This is a genomic window from Simplicispira suum, assembly GCF_003008595.1.
Taxonomy (GTDB): domain Bacteria; phylum Pseudomonadota; class Gammaproteobacteria; order Burkholderiales; family Burkholderiaceae_C; genus Simplicispira; species Simplicispira suum.
On record NZ_CP027669.1, the window covers coordinates 509,527 to 532,764 of the forward strand.

Genomic DNA, 23,238 nt, shown 5'->3' on the forward strand with positions numbered 1-23,238 from the left:
ATGGGCATCCGATCTCTGCTGTTGAGCGCCGCACTGCTCTGCTCGGGCACTGCGTTCGCGCAAATCGACATCAACAAGGCCACCGAAGCCGAGCTGGACGCCATTCGCGGCGTCGGCCCAGCCACCACGCGGCGCATTCTGACCGAGCGCGCGCACCAGCCTTTCAAGGACTGGGCCGATCTGGTAGCGCGGGTGCACGGCATTGGTCGTGCCAGCGCGGCCAGCTTTTCGGCACAAGGCTATACCGTCAATGGCCAACCGTATGCGGGCGCACGCACTGCGGCGTCGGCCCCGGCACGGTAGGAAGGCATTGTCAGGCCCATGGATTTGCCGCAGTTGCCGCTCATCACGCTCGTCGCCCTGCCCTTCGCCGCAAGCCTGCTGGCGGCCTTTCTGCCGTCCAATGCGCGCAACACCGAGTCGACCCTGGCGGGGCTGATTGCCCTGCTGTGCACGGTGCAGGCGGCCTTGCTGTTCCCGCAGATCGCTGCGGGCGAAGTGCTGCGCCAGGAATTCGCCTGGGTTCCGGCGCTCGGCCTCAAGCTGGTGCTGCGCATGGACGGCTTTGCCTGGATGTTCTACATGCTGGTGCTGGGCATTGGCACGCTGGTAGTGCTGTACGCGCGCTACTACATGTCGCCGCAGGATCCGGTGCCGCGATTTTTTGCCTTCTTTCTGGCTTTCATGGGCTCGATGGCGGGCGTGGTGCTGTCGGGCAACCTGATTCAGCTCGCGCTGTTCTGGGAGCTGACCAGCCTGTTTTCGTTTTTATTGATCGGCTACTGGTACCACCGCAAGGATGCCCGGCGCGGCGCGCGCATGGCGCTCACTGTGACGGGCGCGGGTGGCCTGTGCCTGTTCGCCGGGATGATCGTGCTCGGCCACATCGTGGGCAGCTACGAACTCGACAACGTGCTGGCCGCCGGAGCGCTGGTGCGCGCCCATCCCATGTACCCGGTGGCGCTGTGCCTCATCGTGCTGGGCGCACTGACCAAGAGCGCGCAGTTTCCGTTCCACTTCTGGCTGCCGCACGCCATGGCGGCGCCCACCCCCGTATCCGCCTATCTGCATTCGGCGACCATGGTCAAGGCCGGGGTTTTTCTGCTGGCGCGGCTCTGGCCGGTGCTCTCGGGAACGGAGCCCTGGTTCTGGATCGTCGGCGGGGCCGGTCTCATTACCCTGCTGCTCGGCGCCTATGTGGCCATGTTTCAACACGACCTCAAGGGTGTGCTGGCGTATTCGACGCTCTCGCACCTCGGCCTGATCACGCTGCTGCTGGGCCTCAACAGTCCGCTGGCCGCTGTAGCGGCCGTCTTTCACATCATGAATCATGCGACCTTCAAGGCCTCGCTGTTCATGGCCGCAGGCATCATCGACCACGAAACCGGCACGCGCGATATGCGAAGGCTCTCCGGGCTGGCGCGCAGCATGCCAGTGACGGCCACGCTGGCTGCGGTCGCCGCCGCCGCCATGGCGGGCGTTCCTCTCCTCAACGGCTTTTTGTCCAAAGAAATGTTCTTTGCTGAAACCGTGTTCGTACAGGCCAATCCGCTGGTGGAACAATTCCTGCCCTGGGCCGCTACGCTGGCGGGCCTGTTCAGCGTGGCCTACGCATTGCGCTTTTGCGTGGAGACCTTTGGCGGTCCCCCTGCGACCGATCTGCCGCGCCAGCCCCATGAACCGCCCCACTGGATGCGCGTGCCCGTGGAACTGCTGGTGCTGATCTGCCTGCTCGTCGGGGTGCTGCCCCAGTGGACAGTGGGCGCTTTTCTGGACGCCGCCGCGCGTCCGGTGGTGGGCGGCGAACTGCCTCCTTTCAGTCTGGCGGTCTGGCACGGCTTCAACACGCCTTTGATGATGAGCCTGGTGGCCCTGGTAGGCGGGACGCTGCTGTACCTGCTGGTGCTGCGCCGGCGCAGCAACCGCAATGCGTCCAGCCGCGCACCGGGCCTCGCAGGTCTCGATGGCAGGGAGCTGTTCGAGTCCCTGCTTGCCGCGCTGACGCAGGCGGGCCGGCGGGGGCGCACGCTGCTGGGCACGCACAAGCTGCAGTGGCAAATGCTGTGGCTTGTGGTCTTCGTGCTGGTCGCCGCCGCGCTGCCCTTGTGGACGCGCGGCCTGCCCATTGGCGACCGCGCCGCACTGCCATTCGAGCCAGCTTTTTCCCTGCTCTGGGCCTTGGGCATGGGCTGCGCGCTGGCCACGGCTTGGCAGGCCAAGTACCACCGCCTTGCGGCCCTGACACTGCTGGGCGCCACGGGGCTGATTACCTGCATCACCTTCCTGTGGTTTTCCGCGCCCGATCTGGCGCTGACGCAGCTGGCGGTGGAGACCGTCACCACGCTGCTCATTCTGCTGGGACTGCGCTGGCTCCCCAAACGAAACGAGGCGCTGCGCCACACGCTCGAGGCGTCCGTGCGCCGCCGGGCGAGGCGGCGCCGCGCACGTGACTTTGTCCTGGCCGTGGCGACGGGCGGCGGCATGGCCCTGCTGTCATTTGCCATGCTGAGCCGCCCGTTTCCACGCAGCACCTCGACGTTTTTCCTGGAACACGCGCTCACGGGCGGTGGCGGCAACAACGTGGTCAACGTGATGCTGGTGGATTTCCGCGCCTTCGATACCTTTGGCGAAATCGTGGTGGTGGGGGTGGTGGCACTCACTGTCTACGCCCTGCTGCGGCGCTTTCGCCCCGCCATCGAGATGCTCGATCTGCCGCCGCAGCAACGCGCCCTGCCGGCCGACCTGGATACCGACCTGATCAACCCGCGCCTGGCAGCCGACACCGCCGTGGGCTACCTGCGCGTGCCCGCCGTGCTGGTGCGCCTGCTGCTGCCCTTTGCCACGCTGGTGGCGGTTTACCTCTTTTTGCGCGGGCACAACGCGCCGGGCGGTGGCTTTGTCGCTGGGCTGGTGTTTTCCGCCGCCATCGTGCTGCAGTACACGATCTCGGGCACGCAGTGGGTGGAGGCCCACTTCACGCTGTACCCGCGCCGCTGGATGGCAGCCGGCCTGCTCGCTGCGCTGGCCACCGGCCTGGGTTCGCTGGTCTGGGGCTATCCGTTCATGACCACGCACACCGCCCACCTCACCCTGCCGCTGCTGGGCGAGGTGCATGTGGCAAGCGCCATGTTCTTTGACACCGGCGTGTTCGCTTTGGTGGTGGGGGCCACGCTGCTCATTCTCACTTCCATCGCCCACCAATCGATTCGCGGTCACCGCGCGCATGCCCGTCGCATGGAAGAAGCCGCAGCAGTCCAGGCGGGGGGCCACTGATGGAACTCACCCTGGCTCTGTCGATCGGTGTGCTCACCGGCTCGGGCGTCTGGCTGCTGCTGCGCCCGCGCACCTTCCAGGTGATCATGGGACTCTCCCTCATTTCCTACGCGGTCAATTTGTTCATCTTCAGCATGGGGCGCCTGGGCCTGGCCACCGGCAAGGAGCCCGTGCTGCGCGCCGGGGTGCCGCAAGACCTGGCGCACTATGCCGATCCCATGCCGCAGGCTTTGGTGCTCACCGCCATCGTCATCGGTTTTGCCATGACGGCGCTGTTCCTCGTGGTGCTGCTGGCCTCACGCGGCCTCTCGGGAACCGACCACGTCGACGGTGTGGAGCCACCCGAAGGCATGGAGCCCGACGATGACGGAGCGCGGCCATGATCGGCCTCGCCGATGCCGCCCAGATGCAGCACCTGATGCTGGTGCCGGTGCTGCTGCCGCTCCTGGTGGCGGCGCTCATGATGCTGCTGGGCGAAGAGCGCCACCGCCTCAAGATGGCCCTCAACGTAGGCTCTTGCGCCGCGCTGCTGGCCGTCTCTTGCCTGCTCCTGCTGCGCGCATCACACGATGGCGCGCCCCAAGCCGTGGGGGTGTACCTGCCAGGCAATTGGCAGGCGCCGTTTGGCATTGTGCTGGCGCTCGACCGGCTCTGCGCACTGATGCTGGTGCTGACCAGTCTGGTGGCGCTGGCCGCAGCGCTGTTTGCCTGCGCACGCTGGCACCGGGTGGGCGTGCATTTCCATGTGCTGTTCCAGCTGCAGCTGATGGGGCTGGCCGGCGCCTTCCTCACGGCCGATCTGTTCAACTTGTTCGTGTTTTTCGAAGTGACGCTGGCAGCCTCGTACGGCCTGCTGCTGCACGGCTCAGGGCGCGCGCGGGTGCTCTCGGGCATGCACTACATTGCCATCAACCTGGCGGCGTCGGCGCTCCTTCTGATCGGCGTCTCCATGCTGTACGGCATCACCGGCACGCTGAACATGGCCGATCTGGCGCAGCACATTCCGACACTGCGCGCGTCCGACCGGGGCCTGCTGCACGCGGCGGCGGGCATCCTGGCGACGGCCTTTCTCATCAAGGCGGCCGTCTGGCCGCTCAACTTCTGGCTGGTGCCCGCCTACAGCGCGGCCACCGCGCCGGTGGCCGCGCTGTTTGCGCTAATGACCAAACTGGGCGTCTATTCCATCTTGCGCCTGTGGTCGCTGTTGTTTGGTGACGAGGCCGGGGCATCGGCACAGTTCGGCAGCCTGTGGTTGATCGGCGCCGGCATGCTCACCATGGCCTTTGGCGCTATCGGCATGATGGGCTCGCAGCGCCTGGGGCACCTGGCGGGCTACGCGGCCCTGCTGTCGTCGGGCACGGTTCTGGCCGTCGCCGGCTTCGGCCAAAACCTGCTGACGGCGGCCATGCTGTACTACCTGCCGGCTTCCACACTGGCCATCAGCGCCCTGTTCTTGCTGGGCGACGTGATGGACCGCTGGCGCAGCCCGGTCGACGGCGCCGATCCCTATGAACCCACAAGCGAGGCGGCACCGTTCCTCAACGCCCGGCTCGAGCCCACGCGGGGATTCAACCTGGACGAAGAAGAACAAGCCCTGGTCGGTCGCCCCATTCCGGCCGCCACCGCCTTCGTCGGGCTTGCATTTCTGTTGTGCACGCTCATGCTCTCGGGCCTGCCGCCATTGCCTGGATTCGTGGGCAAGTTCGCCATGCTCAATGCGCTGTTCAACCCGCTGGGGCTGGCTGCTTCGGCAGGGGCGCAACCGGGGCTCACCGGCTGGGTCTTCGTGCTGGTTCTGATAGCGAGTGGATTTTTGGCGCTCACCGCGCTGGTGCGTGCCGGCATCGCGCATTTCTGGACCGCGCAAGGGCGCGGCCCCTTGCGCGTGGGCCTGGCCGAGGGCGTTCCGATTGGCGCACTCCTGCTGTCCTGCGTGCTGCTGACCGTGGCCGCAGGGCCGGCCCTGCGCTACGCACAGGCCACGGCCGATGCCCTGCATGCACCCAGCGGCTATGTGCAATCCATCCTGGGCGCCGAGCCCGTGCCCAGCGTGGCTGCGGGCTCTACGCTCGACGAAACCGCAGAGGCCACGCCATGAAGCGCTTGCTGCCAGCCCCGCTGCTCTCATTTGCACTGTTCGTGCTGTGGATGGTGCTCAACCGCAGCCTGGGCCTCGCCGACGCGCTCATCGGCATGGTGCTGGGCGTGTCGATTCCGCTGCTCACACGGGGCCTGCGCCCCCTGCCGGTGCGCGTGCGCCACCCCATCACCATTCTTCGGCTGGGTCTGCGTGTGGCAGCCGACACCGTGGAATCCAACTGGGGCACGCTGCGCGTCTTTCTGTTTCCACACCTGCGCCGCCATCCTGCCGGCTTCGTGCACATTCCGCTCCAGCTGCGCGATCCGAACGCGCTGGCGGTCCTGGCGATGATCGTCTGCATCACCCCCGGCACCTCCTGGGCCGAACTCTCCAGCGACCACAGCATGCTGATGCTGCATGTACTGGAGCTGGATGACCGCCCAGAATTTGTGGCCCATATCAAGGCGCGCTATGAGCGCCCGCTCATGGAGATATTCGAATGAATCCGGTCCTTTCCTACGCCCTGCCCGCTGCACTCGTGATCCTGGTGCTGGCCATGGGCTGCACCTTGGTTCCCGTACTGCGCGGGCCCACCGCGCAAGATCGCGTGCTGGCGCTCGACTGCCTGGCCCTGAACGGCATGCTGCTGATGCTGGTACTCGGCATCCACCAAGGCAGCAGCAACTATTTTGAAGCGGCGCTGCTGATTGCGCTGCTGGGCTTTGTCAGTTCCATGGCTATGGCCAAGTTTCTGCTGCGCGGGGAGATCATCGAGTGATCGCGCTGCCACTGTGGGCCGATGTGGCGGTGTCGCTGCTGGTGCTGGCCGGCGCGCTGATTGCGCTGATCGGATCTTTCAGCCTGATGCGCCTGCGCACGTTTTTCGAGCGCGTGCATGCGCCGGCGGTAATCGCCACGCTGGGTTGCTGGTGCGTGATGTACGGCACGGTGCTGTACTTCTCGCTGCAAAGCCACGCAGTCGCTGCGCACGGCATGCTGATTGCCGTATTTCTGGCGGTCACGGTGCCGGTGACCAATATCTTTCTGATGCGTACCGGGCTGTTTCGCGCCCGCTTGGCAGGCCAGGACGTGCCACCGCCGCTCAGCGGGACCGGCGAGGGTGGCAAGGCGGCGGCAGCAGTTCGCCCTGCATGGAAGGAAGAAGTCTCCTGATTTGATAGCTGCCAACTCTTACTGGATAAGCGCTAGAGGCCGTTTTCGCTATTTTTCCTGTGCACCAAAACCGCCACCTCCGGGCGTGGTGACTTCAAACACGTCGCCCACCTGCATCTGCGCCTGGCCGATGTGCGCCAGCATCTCCACGCTGCCGTTCGCACGCAGCACGCGGTTGCGGCCGGGTGCGCCCGCGCTGCCGCCCGCCATGCCAAAGGCCGGATGAATGCGACCGTTGGAGAGGATGCTGGCCGTCATGGGCTCCAGGAACCGCACCCGCCGCAGCCCGCCGTCCCCACCGCGCCAGCGTCCGGCGCCGCCCGAGCCGCGCTGAATGGCAAAGCTCTCGAGCCGCACCGGAAAGCGAAACTCCAGCACCTCAGGATCCGTGAGGCGCGAATTGGTCATCTGCGCCTGGACCACGCTGGTGCCGGGGAAGCCGCCGATCAAGCGGCCGGCATCGTCAAAAACACCGCCTGCGCCGCTGCCACCCGCGATGGTTTCGTAGTACTGGTGGCGTTCACTGCCAAAGGTGAAGTTGTTCATCGTCGGCTGGCTCGACGCCATTACGCCCAGCGCGCCGAACAAGGCGTTGGTGATACAGGTGGAGGTTTCCACGTTGCCCGCCACCACCGAGGCCGGCGGATTCGGGTTGAGCATGCAACCGGGCGGGATCACCACCTCAATCGGCTTGAGGCAGCCGGCGTTGAGCGGAATGTCGTCGTCCACCAGGCAGCGAAACACAAACAGCACCGCCGCCATGCACACCGCCGTGGGCGCGTTGAAGTTGTTGCTCTGCTGCGGCGAGGTGCCGGTGAAGTCCACCACGGCGCTGCGCGCAGCGGCGTCGAGCCGAACCGACACGGTGATGTTCGCGCCGTTGTCGAGTTCCAGCGTGAAGCTTCCGTCCTGCATGCGTGCAGCCAGGCGGGTGATGGCGCGGCGCACCGATTCTTCGGCGTTGTCCTGTACATGGCCCATGTAGGCCTGCACCACGCTCAATCCGAACTGCTCGGCCATGCGGCGCAGTTCCTGCACGCCTTTTTCGTTGGCGGCAATTTGCGCTTTCAGATCGGCTAGATTTTGCTCAGGGTTGCGGCTGGGGTATTCGCCAGACCCCAGGAGCGCCAGGATCTCCGCCTCACGCAGCACGCCGGCATCCACCAACTTGAAGTTGTTGATCTGCACGCCCTCTTCCTCGATGCGCGTGGAAAACGGCGGCATCGAACCCGGCGTGGTGCCGCCCACGTCCGCATGGTGGCCGCGGCTGCCCACATAGAAGTTCGGTTCGCCGCTGTGGTCCAGGTACACCGGCGTGATGACGGTGATGTCGGGCAGGTGCGTGCCGCCGTGGTAGGGGTCGTTGAGCACAAAAACATCGCCCGGCTGCATGGCGCCTGCGTTCTCACGAATCACCGTCTTGATGCTCTCGCCCATGCTGCCCAGGTGCACCGGCATGTGCGGGGCATTGGCAATGAGCTGCCCCTCCGCATCGAAAAGCGCGCAAGAAAAATCAAGCCGCTCCTTGATGTTGACCGAGTAGGCGGTGTTCTGCAGTTGCAGGCCCATCTGCTCGGCGATGTTCATGAACAGGTTGTTGAACACCTCCAGCAGCACCGGATCCACCTGCGTGCCCACCGCGTGGCGCTGGGCACGCGGCACACGGCGCGTGAGCAGCAAATGGTCGTGGCGGGTCAACCGCGCCTCCCAGCCCGGCTCGACGATGGTGGTGGCGTTCTGCTCGGCAATGATGGCCGGACCGGCCAGCACATCGCCCGCACGCAGGTCACCCCGCACCACCAGCGCGGCGTCCTGCCAGGCGGGCAGCCCATTGGTGCCGGCGGTGTACATGCGGGTGCTGGCGCGGCGCGGCACCTCGCGCTCGGGGTGTACGGGCAAATCAGGTTCGGTCGGCGTTTCGCCAGGCAGCACGGCTTCGACGGACACCGCCTCAACCACCAGGCGCTTGCCCTGCATCACAAAGGCGTAGCGCTGGCGGTAGGCGGCCTCGAACGCTGCTACCAGCAGTTCCTGGCGAATGGCCACATCGTCCGAAGCCTGCGGCAAATGCGGCACCACCAAGGCGGCGTCGCTGCCCTCGTAGCGCAGGTGCACGCGCTGGTGGATGCGCAGCGCCTCTGCCTTGTGCTGCTGTGCCCCGTCCGGGTCGCCGGCCGGGCGCTGCGCCGCCAGCTCGTCGGCTGCGGCACGGCCCAGTTGCACCAGACTGGCCTCTACCTCGCTCAGGGCCTGCGGGTCCAGCAAGCGCTCGATGGCTTGCTCACGGATCACGTTCTGGTCCGCCAGGCCCATGCCGTAAGCCGACAGCACACCGGCGAGTGGATGGACCAGCACCTGCTCCATACCCAGCGCATCGGCCACCAGACAGGCGTGTTGGCCACCCGCCCCGCCAAAGCACTGCAGCGTGTAGCGGGTGACGTCGTAGCCACGCGCCACCGAGATCTTTTTGATGGCGTTGGCCATCTGCTGCACGGCGATCTGGATGAAACCATGGGCAACGTCCTCGGCGCTGCGGCCGGTCTCCGCGGCCAGGACGCCAAATTGGCGCGCCACCGCGTCGGCGTCGAGCGCCTCGTCCGCCGCCGGGCCAAACACCTTGGGGAAATGCGCCGGCTGGATCTTGCCCACCATCACATTGGCGTCGGTGACCGCGAGCGGCCCGCCGCGCCGGTAGCTGGCCGGGCCAGGGCTGGCGCCTGCGCTCTCAGGCCCGACGCGAAAGCGCGCGCCGTCAAAGCCCAGAATGGAGCCGCCGCCCGCCGCCACGGTGTGAATGCTCATCATGGGCGCGCGCATGCGCACGCCGGCCACCTGGGTTTCAAATTCGCGCTCGAAGCTGCCGGCGTAGTGGCTCACGTCGGTGGAGGTACCGCCCATGTCAAAGCCGATGACGCGGGTGTGCCCGGCAATTTCTGCCGTGCGCGCCATGCCCACAATGCCGCCGGCCGGGCCGGACAAGATGGCATCCTTGCCCTGAAACGCTCCGGCATCGGCGAGACCGCCCGACGACTGCATGAAATACAGCGGCACGCCCGGCATCTCGCGCGCCACCTGGGCCACGTAGCGGCGCAGGATGGGCGAAAGATAGGCGTCTACCACGGTGGTGTCGCCCCGGCCAACGAATTTCATCATCGGGCTGACCTCGTGCGAGCTGCTGATCTGCGTAAAACCCAGTTCGCGCGCAAGGCGCGCCGCAGCTTGCTCGTGCTGCGTATAGCGGTAGCCGTGCATGAAGACAATGGCCGCGCTTTGCAGGCCAGCGTCGCGCGCGGCCCAGAGGTGTTCGCGCAGATGCGCCTCATCCAGCGGCGTCACGACCTCGCCCTGCGCGCCGATGCGCTCGCTGGCCTCGACCACGCGCTCATACAGCAACTCGGGCAGAACAATGTGGCGCTCGAACAGGCGCGGGCGGTTCTGGTAGGCAATGCGCAGGGCGTCTCGAAAGCCCCGCGTGGTGATGAGCAGCGTGGGCTCGCCCTTGCGCTCCAGCAGCGCATTGGTCGCCACGGTAGTGCCCATCTTCACGCACTCGACGATTTCCGGGGTCACCGACTGGTCGCTCGCGAGCCCCAGCAGGTGGCGAATACCCGCCACGGCTGCGTCCGGGTACTGCTCGGGGTTCTCGGACAGCAGTTTGTGCGTCACCAGGCTGCCGTCAGGCCGCCGGCCAACGATGTCGGTGAAGGTGCCCCCACGGTCGATCCAGAACTGCCAGCGGGGGAATGGGTGGGTTCGGTCATGGGTTTTGCTCTTGTATTTATAGCTAGTAGCGCTTTACCAGTTTGCGCTAGATGCCGATTTTGCTTGAAATTCGTCTACATGGACGCCGCTGCGCGCGCCGCCTGGTCGTACATGCCCGAGAGCACGCGCAGCAAGCGCGCCAGCTCGCCAATGTCGCGGTTGAGCGACTCGTCCGCGTTGAGCGCGTCGATCAGGCAGCTCTCGCGGATTTCTCGGTAGCGCTGCACATAGGCGCGGCCCTGGTCGGTGGCGGCGTAGGTCACTTCCTTGCCACTCTTGGTGGACTGCACCACGCCCAGGCCCAGCAGCTTCTTGAGCGAATAGTTGACCAGGTGCGTGTCCTCGACGTTCATGATGAAGCAGATGTCGGCCAGGCGCTTGTCGCGCGCACGGTGCGTGACATGGTGCAGCACCAGCACATCGAGCGGCGTCAGCTCCTTGAGCCCCGCTGCTGCCATGCAGTGGACCACCCAGCGATGAAAGGCATTGCCGGCCACGATCAGGCCGAATTCGAATTCGCTCATCTCGGCACTGTGCGCCGACACCAGGTGCGCCGAAGAAACAATGGGGCTCGACTCGGGTTTCGGGCGCTTCAGAGGCTTCATGGAAAAACTCCGGCTGGGCGCTGGCACGGGGTGTGCAGGCGGTCACTGAGGGCTGGATTGTAGGGATGGACAGCGATAATTTGTCGATAATTTATCGACGTTTAGTACAAACACCTAGAGGCCCAGGGCGACACGCGCACTACATTCAAACGCTCTTTTCCCACAACCCCTTGCCGTGGAGTACTTTCTATGAAGCGTCGAATCTTTAGCACCGCAGCGCTCGGTCTTGCGCTGGCAGGCAGCCTGGCCAGCGGCCCGGTTTTCGCACAAACTCGCTGGGATCTCGCGTCGGCCTACCCCGCCACCAATTTCCATTCGGAAAACATGGCGCAGCTGGTGGCCGATGTCGACAAGGCGACAGGCGGCGCCTTCAAGATCACGCTGCACGCCAATGCCTCGCTGTTCAAGGCGCCCGAGATCAAGCGCGCCGTGCAGGGCGCGCAGGCGCAGATGGGCGAGATCCTGCTGGTCAACTTCCAGAACGAATGGCAAATCTACGGAGCGGACGGCCAGCCGTTCCTGGCAGCGAGTTTTGCCGACGCCAAAAAACTCTACGCAGCCCAGAAGCCCATGCTGGAGAAAAAGCTCGGTGAACAGGGAATGATGCTGTTGTACTCCGTGCCATGGCCACCCCAAGGCCTCTACACCAAGAAGCCGATTGAGTCGGCTGCCGACCTCAAGGGCATCAAGTGGCGTGCCTACAGCCCGGCTACGGCGCGCATTGCCGAACTGGTGGGCGCCCAGCCCGTCACGGTGCAGGCGGCCGAGTTCTCGCAGGCCCTGGCAACCGGTGTCGTCGATTCGACCATGACGTCGGGTGCCACCGGCGTGGACAGCAAGCTCTACGAACACCTCAAGTACTACTACGACCTGCAGGCCTGGCTGCCCAAGAACGCGGTCATCGTCAACAAAAAGGCGTTTGACGGTCTGAACAAGGGCAACCAGGAAGCGCTGCTCAAAGCCGGCAAGGACGCCGAAGAGCGTGGCTGGGCAGCGGCAGAAAAGGTGAACGACGAAACCCTGGCCAAGCTCAAGGCCAATGGCATGCAGGTGCTGCCGCCTTCGCCCCAGCTCAAAGCCGACATGGCCAAGGTAGGCGAGACCATGCTCAAGGAATGGCTGGACAAAGCCGGCCCCGAAGGCAAGACCTTGGTAGACGCTTACCGCAGCAAGTAAAGCCCGCGCATGCGCCGCCTGCTCGAGGGAATCTACAGCGGCGCTGCGGCGCTGGCGGCGCTGTGCATGGTGCTGCTGCTCCTGGCCGTGCTGCTGTCGATTGCCAGCCGGCAGCTGCACTTCCAGACCCCCGGCATCGACGCCTATGCCGGCTACCTGATGGCCGGCGCTGGGTTTCTGGCGCTGGCGCATACGCTCAAGCGCGGCGAGCACATTCGCGTCACGCTGGTGCTCAACCTGCTGCGTGGGCGCTGGAAAAAGGGCGCCGAGCTGTGGGCGCTTTCCGCCGCCACGCTGCTCGCCTTGCTGTTCGCCGTATACAGCTGCAAGCTGGCCTGGCAATCGCACGTATTCAACGACATCTCCACCGGCAACGACGCCACGCCTCTTTGGCTGCCGCAAATTGCGATGGCGCTGGGCACGGTGGTCCTGGCCATCGCCTTTGTCGATGAGCTGGTGCTTGAACTTCTGGGCCGGCGCGAGCCGCCGCAAAGCAGCGAAGCGCTGCGCAACGAATAGGTCCCGCACGCCATGAGCGACCTTGCCATCACCGGCCTGCTGATTGCCACGCTGTTCGTCATTCTGGGCAGCGGCGTGTGGATCGGCCTCACGCTCTCGGGCGTGGCCTGGATCGGCATGCAGCTGTTTTCGTCCCGCCCCGCAGGCGATGCCATGGCGGTCACCATCTGGGGCTCGTCGTCGAGCTGGACGCTGACCGCCTTGCCGCTGTTCATCTGGATGGGCGAAATCCTGTTTCGCACGCGCCTGTCGCAGGACATGTTCAAGGGGCTAGCGCCCTGGGTGCAGGCCTTGCCGGGGCGGCTTTTGCACACCAACGTCATCGGCTGCACCATTTTTGCCGCCGTGTCGGGCTCGAGCGCTGCCACCTGCGCCACCATCGGCAAGATGACGCTGCCCGAGCTCACCCGCCGGGGCTATCCCGAGCACATGGTAGTGGGCACGCTGGCGGGTTCGAGCACCCTGGGGCTGCTCATACCGCCGTCGATCATCATGATCGTCTACGGCGTGGCGGCCGACGTATCGATCTCGCAGCTCTTCATTGCCGGCGTGCTGCCGGGCATTCTGCTGGCCGCGCTGTTCTCGGGCTACATCGCCCTCTGGGCGCTGCGCCACCCGGAGCAGATTCCTCAAGCGGACGAGCGCCTGTCGTTCACCCAAAAGCTGGCCGCTTCGCGCAGCCTGATTCCGGTGGTGCTCCTGATTGCCGCCGTGCTGGGCAGCATCTACACCGGCATTGCCACCGCCACCGAGGCGGCGGCCGTGGGGGTGACCGGCGCGCTCATTCTCTCTACCCTGCAGGGATCGATGAACTGGGCGACCTTCAGGGACGCCTTGATGGGCGCCACGCGCCTGTACTGCATGATTGCGCTGATCCTGGCCGGTGCAGCCTTCCTGACGCTGTCCATGGGCTACATCGGCCTGCCGCGCCATCTGGCCGAATGGATTGCCTCGCTGGGCCTGAACCAGGCGCAGTTGGTGGCTGCACTGGCGGTTTTCTTCATCGTGCTCGGCTGCTTTCTCGACGGCATCTCCATGGTGGTGCTGACCATGGGCGTGCTGATGCCCACGGTGCAGGCGGCAAACATCGATCCTCTGTGGTTTGGCGTGTTCGTGGTGCTGGTGGTCGAGATGGCGCAGATCACCCCACCCGTGGGCTTCAACCTGTTTGTGCTGCAGGGTATGACGGGCCGCCAGCTCCCCTGGATCGCGCGCGTCACGCTGCCCATGTTCCTGCTGATGTGCGTGGCCGTGGCCATCGTCTACCTTGTCCCCGGCATCGCCACCTGGCTGCCGCAGCAGATGAGCGCTCGCTGAGGCAAGCTACCATCGCGCTCCATGCTCAACGTGCTTTCCATTTGCGCCGGTGCCAGTCTGGGCGCCCTGGCCCGCTGGCGCTTGGGCCTCTGGCTCAGTCCCGGCGGGCTGCTGCCCTGGGGCACGCTGGCGGCCAACCTGGTGGGTGGCTACTTGATCGGAATCGCAGTGGGCGTTTTTCAGGTACTGCCGCAGCTGGATCCGGCTTGGAGGCTGGCCCTGATCACCGGATTTCTCGGTGCTCTGACCACGTTTTCCACTTTTTCTGTGGAAATCGTGGAGATGCTGCAGCAGCAGCGCGCGCTGCTCGCATTCGCCAGCGTGGCCATGCACCTGGGCGGTTCGCTGCTGCTGACCTGGCTGGGTTTGCAGACCGTAACTCTGGTCCTGCGTAGCTAGTGTCGTGAGTTGGAAGCGCGTTGAAAAATGAAAAGGGGCGAAATCGTCGTCAGGCAAGGCGCAAACCACAGCGATAGCCGGTGCTATCGCGCGGATGTGCAACGCGGCATGGCGGCGATTGCCGGCACTTTTCTGAAACGAATTTCCAACTCGCGACACTAGGGCCTGTTAGCACTATGCCTGCAGCGGAACCAATCGCAGCGGCACCCGCGCCCAGCCGCTCGCCGGGTGCATGGCCGGCTCGGGCGACTCGCCCGGCACCGTCTCCATGCTGGCGCCGCTGACCAACACTTCTTCCAGCAGTACGCGCAGCTCCATCTGCGCCAGCGGGGCGCCGGGGCACACGTGGACGCCTGCGCCCCACAGCAGATTGGCCGTTTGATCGCGTTCGGGGCGGTATTCCAGCGCTGCGTCAAAGGCGCGCGCATCGCGATTGGCCGCCGGCCAGTGCAGCGTCACGCGCGAACCGGCCGGCAAATGCCGGCCGCCGATATCCACCGGGCAGGTGGTGATACGCCGGTTCGTGGCCAGCGGCCCGCGCAGGCGCAGAATTTCTTCCACGGCCGCAGGAATGGCAGACGGGTGCTCACGCAGCTGCGCTTGCACCGGCGCATGGTGGGCCAGCCAATCGCACAGAATGCCGGCGGACGCAGCCATTGTGCCGATCTCGCCCACCGTCCAGTTGCGCAGGATGCTGGCAATTTCTGCATCGGTCAGAGGCACACCATGGACTTTCTCCTGCATCAGCGCCCAGGTCAGGTCGCCCGGCGCTGCTGCAGCACCGATGCCGCGGCGCCGCTCCAGTTGCGCCGTCACGACGGCCTGAAAGCGCGCCGCCAGCTCGGTATGCGCGGCGCGGTCCTGCGCCAACGTGGCCGCGTAGTTGGCCTGCATCCACTGTGCCAAGGCTGCGTGGTCCTCGTCCTGCCAACCCAGAAAGTCACACTGCGCCCAGACCGCGAACGGCAACGCCAGCGCGTCTATCCATTCGATGGGCGCGCTGCGTGGCAGAGTTGCGACCAAACTGCGCACCATGGCACGGCACTGGGGTTCGAAAGCATCCACCCGTGCTTTTGAAAAGTACGGTTCAATGACACGCCGGTAGACCGTGTGCTGGGGCGGATCCATGCCATTGGGCACCGCCACATGGCGCGACACGACGCTGCTGAATGTGGTGTGGTCTTTGACGGCGCGCAGCACATCAGCGTGGCGAAACAGCGACCAGTGCAGCGCCTGGCTCCAGGCTACCGGGCAATGCTCGCGCATACCGTCGGCAGTGGCCTGCGGATCGTGCTGCGCCTGGGGCGAGAGCGGGTCCCAATCGGGTTTTGGATGGCTTGGCATGAAGGTATTTTCAGGCATATCCGCGCCCACACCGAGCGCCGTGCAGCTATCGTCAGCTTTCCGAGGCCAAGGCCCGCATGGAGAAAAGTGCAAAATCACTATCTCTTTCATAGCTGGCAGCGCTTTGCTGTTACGCGCAGAGGGCATTTTTTGCTTAGTTTTCCCTCGCTTTGTGTCTCTCGGGAGCGCAAGACCTTCAAAGAAATTCCATGGATGCCACCACCCACATCAGCGATCGCAGGCTCACCGACGCGCTGGCCGAACTGCAGACCGACCCCAACGACACAGCGGCGATGCAGCCGCACTCGGACCGCCTGGCCTTCACCGACACCGAATTCTTGCTGCGCCGCGAGACGCGCGGGATCCGGTTTCAGCTCGAAATGCTCAAGCCCGACCTCGGCCAGGCAGCGCAAGGCATTGAAAACACCATCGTCGTCTACGGTAGCGCACGCTTTGTCGCGGCCGACGAAGCCGCAGCGCTTCTGGCCGCTGCACAAACCGCTGGCGATGCACCAGCCATTGCCCTGGCCGAGCGCGCCGTGCGCAACGCGCGCTATTACGAACTAGCGCGCGAGTTCGCCAGCATCGTGGCCCAGCACAGCAACCGACAGGAACTGGCCAACCGACTCTACGTATGCACTGGCGGCGGCCCCGGCATCATGGAAGCGGCCAACCGCGGCGCCAGCGAAGCCGGTGCGCTGACGGTGGGCCTGAACATCGCCCTACCGCACGAGCAAGGAAGCAACCCCTACATTACGCCCACGCTGAGCTACAAGTTCCATTACTTCGCGCTGCGCAAAATGCATTTCATGATGCGAGCGAAAGCGCTGGTGGCGTTTCCCGGCGGTTTTGGCACCATGGACGAGTTGTTTGAGGTGCTGACCCTGGTACAAACGGGCAAGGCCAAGCCTGTGCCCATCGTGCTGTTCGGCACCGAGTTCTGGAACAGCCTGCTCAACTTCCAGGTGCTGGTAGACGCGGGAACCATCGCCGAGGAAGACCTGGCGTTGTTTCACATCACCGACGATCCGCAGGAGGCCTGGCAGCGGATTCGCGACTTTTATCAGTTGTGAGCGGCGCGACGCCGGGTTCATGCCGGCGCACGATTTCCAAGCCCCAAAATTTCAGGGACTTTTTGGTGGCCTGGTGGTCGGTGGTGGCGGCGTGCCGCCTGTCGGGGGCGGCGTGTAAGCCGGTGGCGGCGGCGTAGGCACCTGTCCTCTTGGCGGTGGCGGGGGCGGTGGTGGCGGCGCTGGCCGGGTCACCTGCACGCTGCTGCGGCTTCCATCGGCCTGGACTTGCTCTCCAACCACGTCAGGGCGCTTTGGCTGCGGCACGGGCACGACCGCGCGGGTGTGGGTGTACACCGGCAATTTCTGATCTGAGAGCACCAGCACAGATTCACCCGCCTTCACCCCCACACAGCCGGCCTGGGTACACACCTCGATTTCATCCTGCTCCCCGGCCACCACCACCTGGCCTTGGGCATTGAACGTGACATAAAAAGCAGAACCCCGGATGCCCACCACGGCGGTCGGTGTGACGACGTGGTAGTTCGCAGCATTGCGCTTGCCAATCAGCCCCGTGACGGCGCGCATGCCTCCGCGCAGCAGGTGCACGACAAAGCTGTCCTGGGCCGGATCGCCGCTGTCGACATAGCGGGTGACGGTGAACTGCGAGTCAGGCTGCAGTGCGACCAACCCACCATCGGTAAAACGGATTTGTGCGCGACCGGTAGCGCCGGTCAAGACTACATCGCCGGTGTCCAGCTCGGCACCTTTGGATAAAGGGCTGCTGGCAGCACCCCGGCGCATGCTCACCTCTCCAGCGGAGAACTGAACCAGGCCGGCAGCGGCAAGCGCTTGCAAGGGCCAGGCCGCCAGGAGAGCGACCAGCAGACCAAGGCGCGAAGGCGAGGACGGAGGGACAGGTTTCATGGCATCACCCATTGGGCTTGTGGGATACGAATCGGAACGGTACCGGCAAGGGAACGCATGCCCCCTAAAATTCGCGCCGCACCGTGACCGAAAACAGCTTGCGCTCATAGGTATTCACGGCCAGCGTCGATGCATTGCGGGTCAGCGTCCACTCGGGCGTGATGCGCCAGTTCGCTGCAGGCACCCACGAAAGCCCCAGCGACACATCGGTCTGCCGGTCGCGCCGCTGCTGCGCAAAGAAGGGGTCCTGCGCGCCGTAGTGGCGCTGTTCCCACTCTGCGTGGGCATACAGCGCCCACTGGCGCCCCAGCGGCAACTGGGCGCCCGCGCGCAGCCCCACCAGGCGGTGCCCCCATTGCGCCTGCCCCGCCCCGCGCGGTTCCTCGCGGCCACCCCAGGCACCCGCCCAACCGATGCTGCCGTTGCGAAACACCTGCGAATAGGTGGTACCGAAGACGCTGCGCTGCACGTCGCGCGCCGACTGCGTGGGGTAGTTCAGTTGCAGCCACTGCGCGAAGCTGTCCCACTGGCGAAAGCCGTCGATGTGATAGATCCATTCGCCGAGCACGCCGCCAAAGCTGCGCAGGTGCGCGCCGTCCAGCGCGTAGAAATCACCTTGGCCGGAGACGATGAACTCGTTGCGCTCAGACCGCCAGGCAAGGCCGGCAGAGCCATCGATATGCTGAAAATCCCAGGGACGGGCTCGCTCGCCATAGCGCCGCGCCGCTGCGGTGACGGCGCCCACCAGGGACCAGCGCGCGTCAAGCACGTAGCGCCCACGCAGCGACGCTGCCGCGTTCACAAAGTTGGCCGAACGGCCCAGTGCCGACGGGTCCAGCGACCACGCCACCGCCGCCGGATTCGGGATGCTCGCGAGCATCGTGGCAGACCCTGCGTTGGCGTTGGAATCGTGCCCCGCACCCAGCTCGACGTAAGCTTTTGCGCTGGAACCCCCATTGGCATCCCTGCGGTCGTAGGACTCGAGGAACTGGTCGATGCTGAGTGCGGCATCTACTGGAACCACCCTGGCACGCGCCTGCGCCGAAAGCGCCTGCATGCCGCGCCGGTCTCCTACCGCCTGCAGTGCACGGCCCAATTGCACCTGCGCGTCCAAATCGTCGGGTTGCGCCGCCAGCACGCGCTCCCAGGCCATCACGGCCCGGGTGTAATGGCCGGCAGCATGGGCGGCGCGGCCCATGGCTGCATCAAAGCTTGGATCGCCAGCGCGCACCGGCTCTTGCTCGCCCAGCAGCACAAACGCCTGCTCGGCATTGCCCTGAGCGCTCAGGGTCTGCGCATCGTCCAGCAGGGCATCGGCCTGCGCCGGTTGCGAGAGTGCCAAACCCAACAAGGGCGCAAAAAACAGCCAGCGGCTGCGCGGCAAACCCCGAGGAATGATCATTTCCAGCCCCTGAATGTGACGGGTGGAAACAATCTACTCTTTTCCCGGCAATTTGCTACTGCTGCAAGCCCTTGGGATGCCCCGCGCAGCACTTCGCGGCTAGAAATCCTCGTCTGTGTCGGGCAGCGCAAGCGCGCCAGGCCCCGGCACAGCGATGCCTTGTGCCTCGGGCGCAGGCAAATCCTGCACGTCGCGCAGCCGCCGCTGAATGGCACGGGTGCGCACGTCCACCTGCTCGAAGCGCTTGGCGGCAGCGTCGATGGATTTTTTGGTGGCTTCGACCACCTCGCCGAACTTGCTGAATTCGGTTTTCACCGTGCCCAGCAGCGCCCAGACTTCGGACGATCGCTTCTCGATCGCCAGGGTCTTGAAGCCCATTTGCAGGCTGCTCAGCATGGCCGCCAGGTTGGCCGGGCCGGTAATCATGACGCGGCAGTCGTTTTGCACCGCTTCGACCAGGCCGGGCCGGCGCATGACCTCGGCAAACAGGCCTTCGGACGGCAGGTAGAGCACGGCAAAGTCGGTGGTGTGCGGGGGCGAGACATATTTGGCACAGATCTTCTTGGCTTCGAGGCGGATGGACGCCTCGAAGGCGTTGCCAGCGGAAGCGATGGCCGGTTTGTCCGCCGCCTCCTGGGCATCCTGCAGGCGCTGGTACTGCTCTACCGGGTACTTGGCATCGATGGGCAGCCACACGGGCGTTTCGTGCGACTTGCCGGGCAGGCGGATGGCGTATTCCACCATTTCGTCGCTGCCCGGCACGGTCTTGATGTTGCGGCCAAACTGCTCGGGCGTGAGCACGTTGTCGATGATGGCGCCCAGCTGCATCTCGCCCCAGGTGCCGCGCGACTTCACGTTGGTCATCACGCGCTTCAAGTCGCCCACGCTGCCGGCCAGGGTCTGCATCTCGCCCAGGCCCTTGTGCACCTGCTCCAGCCGGTCGCTCACCAGCTTGAAGGATTCGCCCAGGCGCTGCTCCAGCGTGGCGTGGAGCTTTTCGTCCACCGTGCGGCGCATTTCTTCCAGTTTGGTCGCGTTGTCGGTCTGGATGGCAGCCAGGCGCTCGTTGAGCGCCGTGCGCAACTGTTCGGCACTTTGCTGGCTGCCCTGCACCAGGCTGCTCAGCTGCTGGTGCACCGATTCCTGCAGGGAAGAGAACTGCGTACGCAGCTGCTGGCTGTTGTCACCGAGCTGGTCGCGTAGCGTGTTTGCCATACCGAGAAGCTGGGTGTGGATGTCGGCTTTGAGCGAATCGAGCGATTGGCGCGTAGCCTGGGTCAGTGCCTCGAAGCGCTCCTGAATGCGCTCCTGGGCCTGCGCGCTGCTGTGCACCAGCGCCTCGCGCGACTTCACGCTCTCGGCGGCCAAGGCGCCGGTGGTCGCCACCAGTTCGGTGCGAAACGCCGCCAGCGTGACCGCCAATTCACCGCGCGCCTCCCGCGATTCCCCCACGGCCTGCGCCAGACGCTCGTCCACGGCTTTGCGCAGCGCCTCCTGCGCCGCGTGTGTGGTCTGGGTAAAGCCGCGAAGCTGCTGGCCCATGGCATCAAGTGCACCGTCGTTTTTGGCGACGGCCAATTGCGTGGCCAGGCCTGCCTGCTCCAACGCCTGCAGGCGCGCCAGCCATTCGGGCGGCAATTGCACGCGTGGCTGGCGCAGCAGCAATGCCAACAGCAGCAACAGCACCCCGGCCAGAGCGCCCAGGATGAGCCAGGTATCGGAACTCATTTCACTACATTTTTAATAGCTACTAATGTTTATGAATAAAGCGCCAGAGGCCAATTTTTATCGAATTTTCTTATGTACCGGCGCGTTCACCGGGCTCGGCAATGGCTGCCCGGAAAAAAAGGCCAGCAGGTTGTCGGCGGCCTTGTTGGCCATGGCGCGGCGGGTCGCGAGCGTGGCGCTGGCGATGTGCGGCGTGAGCACCACATTGGGTTGCGCCAGCAAGTCGGGATGCACGCGCGGCTCACCTTCAAACACGTCCAGACCGGCGGCAGCAATGCGGCGCGCGCGCAGGGCTGCGGCCAAGGCCGCATCGTCCACGATGCCACCCCGGGCAATGTTGACCAGCGTGGCCGTGGGCTTCATGCGCGCAAGCTCGGCCGGCCCAATAGCGTGGTGCGACTCTGCGCTGTAGGGCAGCACCAGCACCAGGTGGTCGCTCTGCGCCAGCAACTCGTCCTTGCTGACATACTGCGCGGCGCACTGCGCCTCCAGCGCGGGCGCGAGGCGGGAGCGGTTGTGGTAGATCACCCGCATGCCAAAGCCGTGCGCCCCGCGCCGGGCAATGCCCTGGCCGATTCGACCCATGCCCAGGATGCCCAGGGTGCTGCCGTGCACTTCGGCGCCGGCAAACAGGTCGTAGCGCCATTGCGTCCAGCGCCCGGCGCGCAGGAAATGCTCGGCCTCGGTCATGCGCCGCGCGGTGGCCATGAGCAGCGCGAAACCGAAATCGGCCGTGGTTTCGGTGAGCACATCGGGCGTGTTCGTGCCCTGTACGCCCGCTGCGGTCATGGCATCCACATCAAAATTATTGAAGCCCACCGCCATGTTGGCCACCACGCGCAGACGCGGGCAGGCAGCCAGCAGCGCGGCGTCGATGCGCTCGGCACCCGTGGTCAGCACGCCATGCTTGTCGGCCAGTCGGCGCGCCAGCTCGGCCGGCGCCAGAACCTGGTCCTCCTGGTTGGCTTCGACATCGAACGCTGCACGCAGGCGCTCGAGCACCTCGGGAAACACCGCCCGGGCGACAAGAATGCTAGGGCGCTGCATCAAAACCAGATGAAGGTGATCAAGATAAACAGCGGCACCAGAATGCCACCCGACCACAGCATGTAACCAAAGAAGCTGGGCATCTTCACGCCGCGGTCCTCGGCAATGGCCTTGACCATCAGATTGGGCGCGTTGCCGATATAGGTGTTGGCCCCCATGAACACCGCGCCGGCCGAAATCGCCGCCAAGGTAGGGGCCAGCGTGGTCATCAGCGCGGCGGGGTCGCCCCCTGCGGTGTTGAAAAACACCAGGTAGGTCGGCGCGTTGTCCAGGAAGGACGAGAGCACGCCCGTAGCCCAGAAATACATGGCCGGCAGCGGCGCGCCGTCGGGGCCCGTCACGGCGCTGACGATTCCGCCAAACGGGCCACTCACACCCGCCTTGAGCATGGCGATCACCGGGATGATGGTAAGAAAGATGCCGGCGAAGAGCTTGGCCACCTCCTGCATGGGCGCCCAGCCGAACTGGTTGGCGTCATGCACACGCGCAGGGGTCAGCCAGAGCGAGATGCCGGTAACGACAAGCAAGCCGATGTCGCGCACGACGCCGGGCAGGCCCACTTCGGTTCCCGCGATGTTGAACACCACCGACGACTTCCAGAAACCACTCAGCAGCACCAGCCCCACCACGACACCCAGGAGGGCAAAGTTGACCTTGCCATCAAAACCGATGCCGCGCGTGTCGGGGGTCGGGTCGGCAGCAACGGTTTCTCCGCTTTTGTGGAAAAACCAGCTGTCGATGGCAAAGAACAGCGCCAGCAGCGCGCCCACCAGAAACAGGGTTTCAGGAAAGATGTGGCTCACGGTCCAGAAAAAATCTACACCCTTCAAGAATCCAAGGAACAGGGGCGGATCGCCCAACGGTGTGAGCGAGCCACCGGCGTTGGAGACGATAAAAATGAAGAACACCACCAAATGCGCTTTGTGGACGCGGTTGTCGTTGGCGCGGATCAGAGGGCGAATGAGCAGCATGGATGCGCCTGTGGTCCCCATGAAACTCGCCAAAACCGCACCAATCGCCAGAATGCCGGTATTGAGCAGGGGATTGCCGTGCAGATTGCCCCGAATATAAATGCCCCCCGCCACGGTAAAGAGCGCCGTCAGCAAGATCACGAACGGCACGTATTCGGCCAGCAAGGCATGCACCAGACTCACCCCGGCAGCGCCGCCGCCAAACACCAGTGCAAACGGAACGAGAAATGCCAGGCCCCAGGCTGCGGTCACCTTGCCGTAGTGGTGGTGCCAGAAAATGGGGGCGACCAGCGGCACCAGCGCAATCGAAAGCAGGAGACCAGCAAAAGGAACGCCCCACCACAGAGCCAGCGTAGCGCCGTCGATGTCGGCCGCACGGGCCAGTGTCGGAAGCACGAGCAGCGCCAGCAAGGCGCACCTGCGCAGAAATTTCATGGGTCTGTCTCCATTCGTCTTATTAAAAAATCCTCCCGAGCGCTCGGGAGCGGGGCTGCCCCTGTGCAAG

The 23,238-nt window shown here is 65.1% G+C and carries 20 protein-coding genes; 12 read left to right on the plus strand and 8 right to left on the minus strand.

The features are described from left to right. From C6571_RS02420 to C6571_RS02450, 7 genes are read left to right on the plus strand one after another with little or no spacing between them, the layout of a single operon-like run. The gene (locus C6571_RS02420) at positions 1–303 is read left to right on the plus strand and encodes a ComEA family DNA-binding protein (RefSeq protein ID WP_106445278.1); all 303 of its coding nucleotides are present in this window, start codon (positions 1–3) and stop codon (positions 301–303) included. Positions 304–336: 33 nt separating this feature from the next. Further along, a complete protein-coding gene (locus C6571_RS02425; protein WP_106447993.1) occupies positions 337–3,273 on the plus strand; it encodes a monovalent cation/H+ antiporter subunit A in 2,937 nt (978 codons plus the stop codon). After that, positions 3,273–3,656 (plus strand): Na+/H+ antiporter subunit C, encoded by a 384-nt coding sequence (locus C6571_RS02430; RefSeq protein ID WP_106445279.1) that lies wholly within the window; start codon positions 3,273–3,275, stop codon positions 3,654–3,656. Before C6571_RS02425 ends, C6571_RS02430 begins: the two co-directional genes overlap by 1 nt. Further along, positions 3,653–5,371: a monovalent cation/H+ antiporter subunit D gene (locus C6571_RS02435; protein WP_245901364.1), complete on the plus strand. Its 1,719-nt coding sequence runs from the start codon at positions 3,653–3,655 to the stop codon at positions 5,369–5,371. Before C6571_RS02430 ends, C6571_RS02435 begins: the two co-directional genes overlap by 4 nt. Then, positions 5,368–5,856: a Na+/H+ antiporter subunit E gene (locus C6571_RS02440; RefSeq protein ID WP_106445280.1), complete on the plus strand. Its 489-nt coding sequence runs from the start codon at positions 5,368–5,370 to the stop codon at positions 5,854–5,856. The genes C6571_RS02435 and C6571_RS02440 overlap by 4 nt, the downstream gene beginning before the upstream one ends. Beyond that, positions 5,853–6,131: a K+/H+ antiporter subunit F gene (locus C6571_RS02445; RefSeq protein WP_106445281.1), complete on the plus strand. Its 279-nt coding sequence runs from the start codon at positions 5,853–5,855 to the stop codon at positions 6,129–6,131. The genes C6571_RS02440 and C6571_RS02445 overlap by 4 nt, the downstream gene beginning before the upstream one ends. Further along, entirely contained in the window at positions 6,128–6,526 is a 399-nt protein-coding gene (locus C6571_RS02450; RefSeq protein ID WP_106445282.1) for a monovalent cation/H(+) antiporter subunit G, read from the plus strand. Before C6571_RS02445 ends, C6571_RS02450 begins: the two co-directional genes overlap by 4 nt. A gap of 48 nt (positions 6,527–6,574) precedes the next feature. Here the strand turns inward: C6571_RS02450 and C6571_RS02455 are convergent, their stop codons facing one another. Together C6571_RS02455 and C6571_RS02460 are read right to left on the minus strand one after the other, a co-directional pair. Beyond that, on the minus strand, positions 6,575–10,222 hold the full coding sequence (locus C6571_RS02455; RefSeq protein ID WP_245901488.1) for a hydantoinase B/oxoprolinase family protein: 3,648 nt from the start codon (positions 10,220–10,222) through the stop codon (positions 6,575–6,577). 140 nt (positions 10,223–10,362) lie between these two features. Then, positions 10,363–10,893 (minus strand): winged helix DNA-binding protein, encoded by a 531-nt coding sequence (locus C6571_RS02460; protein ID WP_106445284.1) that lies wholly within the window; start codon positions 10,891–10,893, stop codon positions 10,363–10,365. Positions 10,894–11,082: 189 nt separating this feature from the next. Between C6571_RS02460 and C6571_RS02465 the strand changes: the two genes are divergently transcribed. From C6571_RS02465 to crcB, 4 genes are read left to right on the plus strand one after another with little or no spacing between them, the layout of a single operon-like run. Beyond that, positions 11,083–12,069, plus strand: coding sequence for a TRAP transporter substrate-binding protein (locus tag C6571_RS02465; protein WP_106445285.1), 987 nt, complete (start codon positions 11,083–11,085; stop codon positions 12,067–12,069). A gap of 9 nt (positions 12,070–12,078) precedes the next feature. After that, positions 12,079–12,588, plus strand: a complete 510-nt coding sequence (locus C6571_RS02470) for a TRAP transporter small permease (protein ID WP_106445286.1) — start codon at positions 12,079–12,081, stop codon at positions 12,586–12,588. Positions 12,589–12,600: 12 nt separating this feature from the next. Beyond that, entirely contained in the window at positions 12,601–13,905 is a 1,305-nt protein-coding gene (locus tag C6571_RS02475) for a TRAP transporter large permease (protein WP_106445287.1), read from the plus strand. A 21-nt stretch (positions 13,906–13,926) separates the two neighbouring features. Beyond that, a complete protein-coding gene (gene crcB / locus C6571_RS02480; protein ID WP_106445288.1) occupies positions 13,927–14,304 on the plus strand; it encodes a fluoride efflux transporter CrcB in 378 nt (125 codons plus the stop codon). A gap of 174 nt (positions 14,305–14,478) precedes the next feature. Here the strand turns inward: crcB and C6571_RS02485 are convergent, their stop codons facing one another. Then, on the minus strand, positions 14,479–15,648 hold the full coding sequence (locus C6571_RS02485) for a cytochrome P450 (RefSeq protein ID WP_106447995.1): 1,170 nt from the start codon (positions 15,646–15,648) through the stop codon (positions 14,479–14,481). A gap of 209 nt (positions 15,649–15,857) precedes the next feature. Between C6571_RS02485 and C6571_RS02490 the strand changes: the two genes are divergently transcribed. Continuing rightward, positions 15,858–16,721 carry an LOG family protein gene (locus tag C6571_RS02490; RefSeq protein ID WP_106445289.1) on the plus strand — a complete coding sequence of 288 codons (864 nt, stop codon included), beginning with the start codon at positions 15,858–15,860 and terminating at the stop codon, positions 16,719–16,721. 51 nt (positions 16,722–16,772) lie between these two features. On the opposite strand, the gene C6571_RS02495 is transcribed toward C6571_RS02490, so the two are convergent. From C6571_RS02495 to C6571_RS02515, 5 genes are all read right to left on the minus strand, one after another. Next, positions 16,773–17,585, minus strand: coding sequence for a FecR family protein (locus C6571_RS02495; RefSeq protein ID WP_106447996.1), 813 nt, complete (start codon positions 17,583–17,585; stop codon positions 16,773–16,775). Positions 17,586–17,649: 64 nt separating this feature from the next. Further along, positions 17,650–18,987, minus strand: a complete 1,338-nt coding sequence (locus C6571_RS02500; RefSeq protein ID WP_106445290.1) for a surface lipoprotein assembly modifier — start codon at positions 18,985–18,987, stop codon at positions 17,650–17,652. 99 nt (positions 18,988–19,086) lie between these two features. Continuing rightward, positions 19,087–20,715, minus strand: coding sequence for a DNA recombination protein RmuC (locus tag C6571_RS02505; protein ID WP_106445291.1), 1,629 nt, complete (start codon positions 20,713–20,715; stop codon positions 19,087–19,089). 57 nt (positions 20,716–20,772) lie between these two features. Then, on the minus strand, positions 20,773–21,762 hold the full coding sequence (locus C6571_RS02510; RefSeq protein WP_106445292.1) for a 2-hydroxyacid dehydrogenase: 990 nt from the start codon (positions 21,760–21,762) through the stop codon (positions 20,773–20,775). After that, positions 21,762–23,168, minus strand: coding sequence for a sodium:proton antiporter (locus tag C6571_RS02515; protein WP_106445293.1), 1,407 nt, complete (start codon positions 23,166–23,168; stop codon positions 21,762–21,764). The genes C6571_RS02510 and C6571_RS02515 overlap by 1 nt, the downstream gene beginning before the upstream one ends. Between the last annotated feature and the right edge of the window lie 70 nt (positions 23,169–23,238).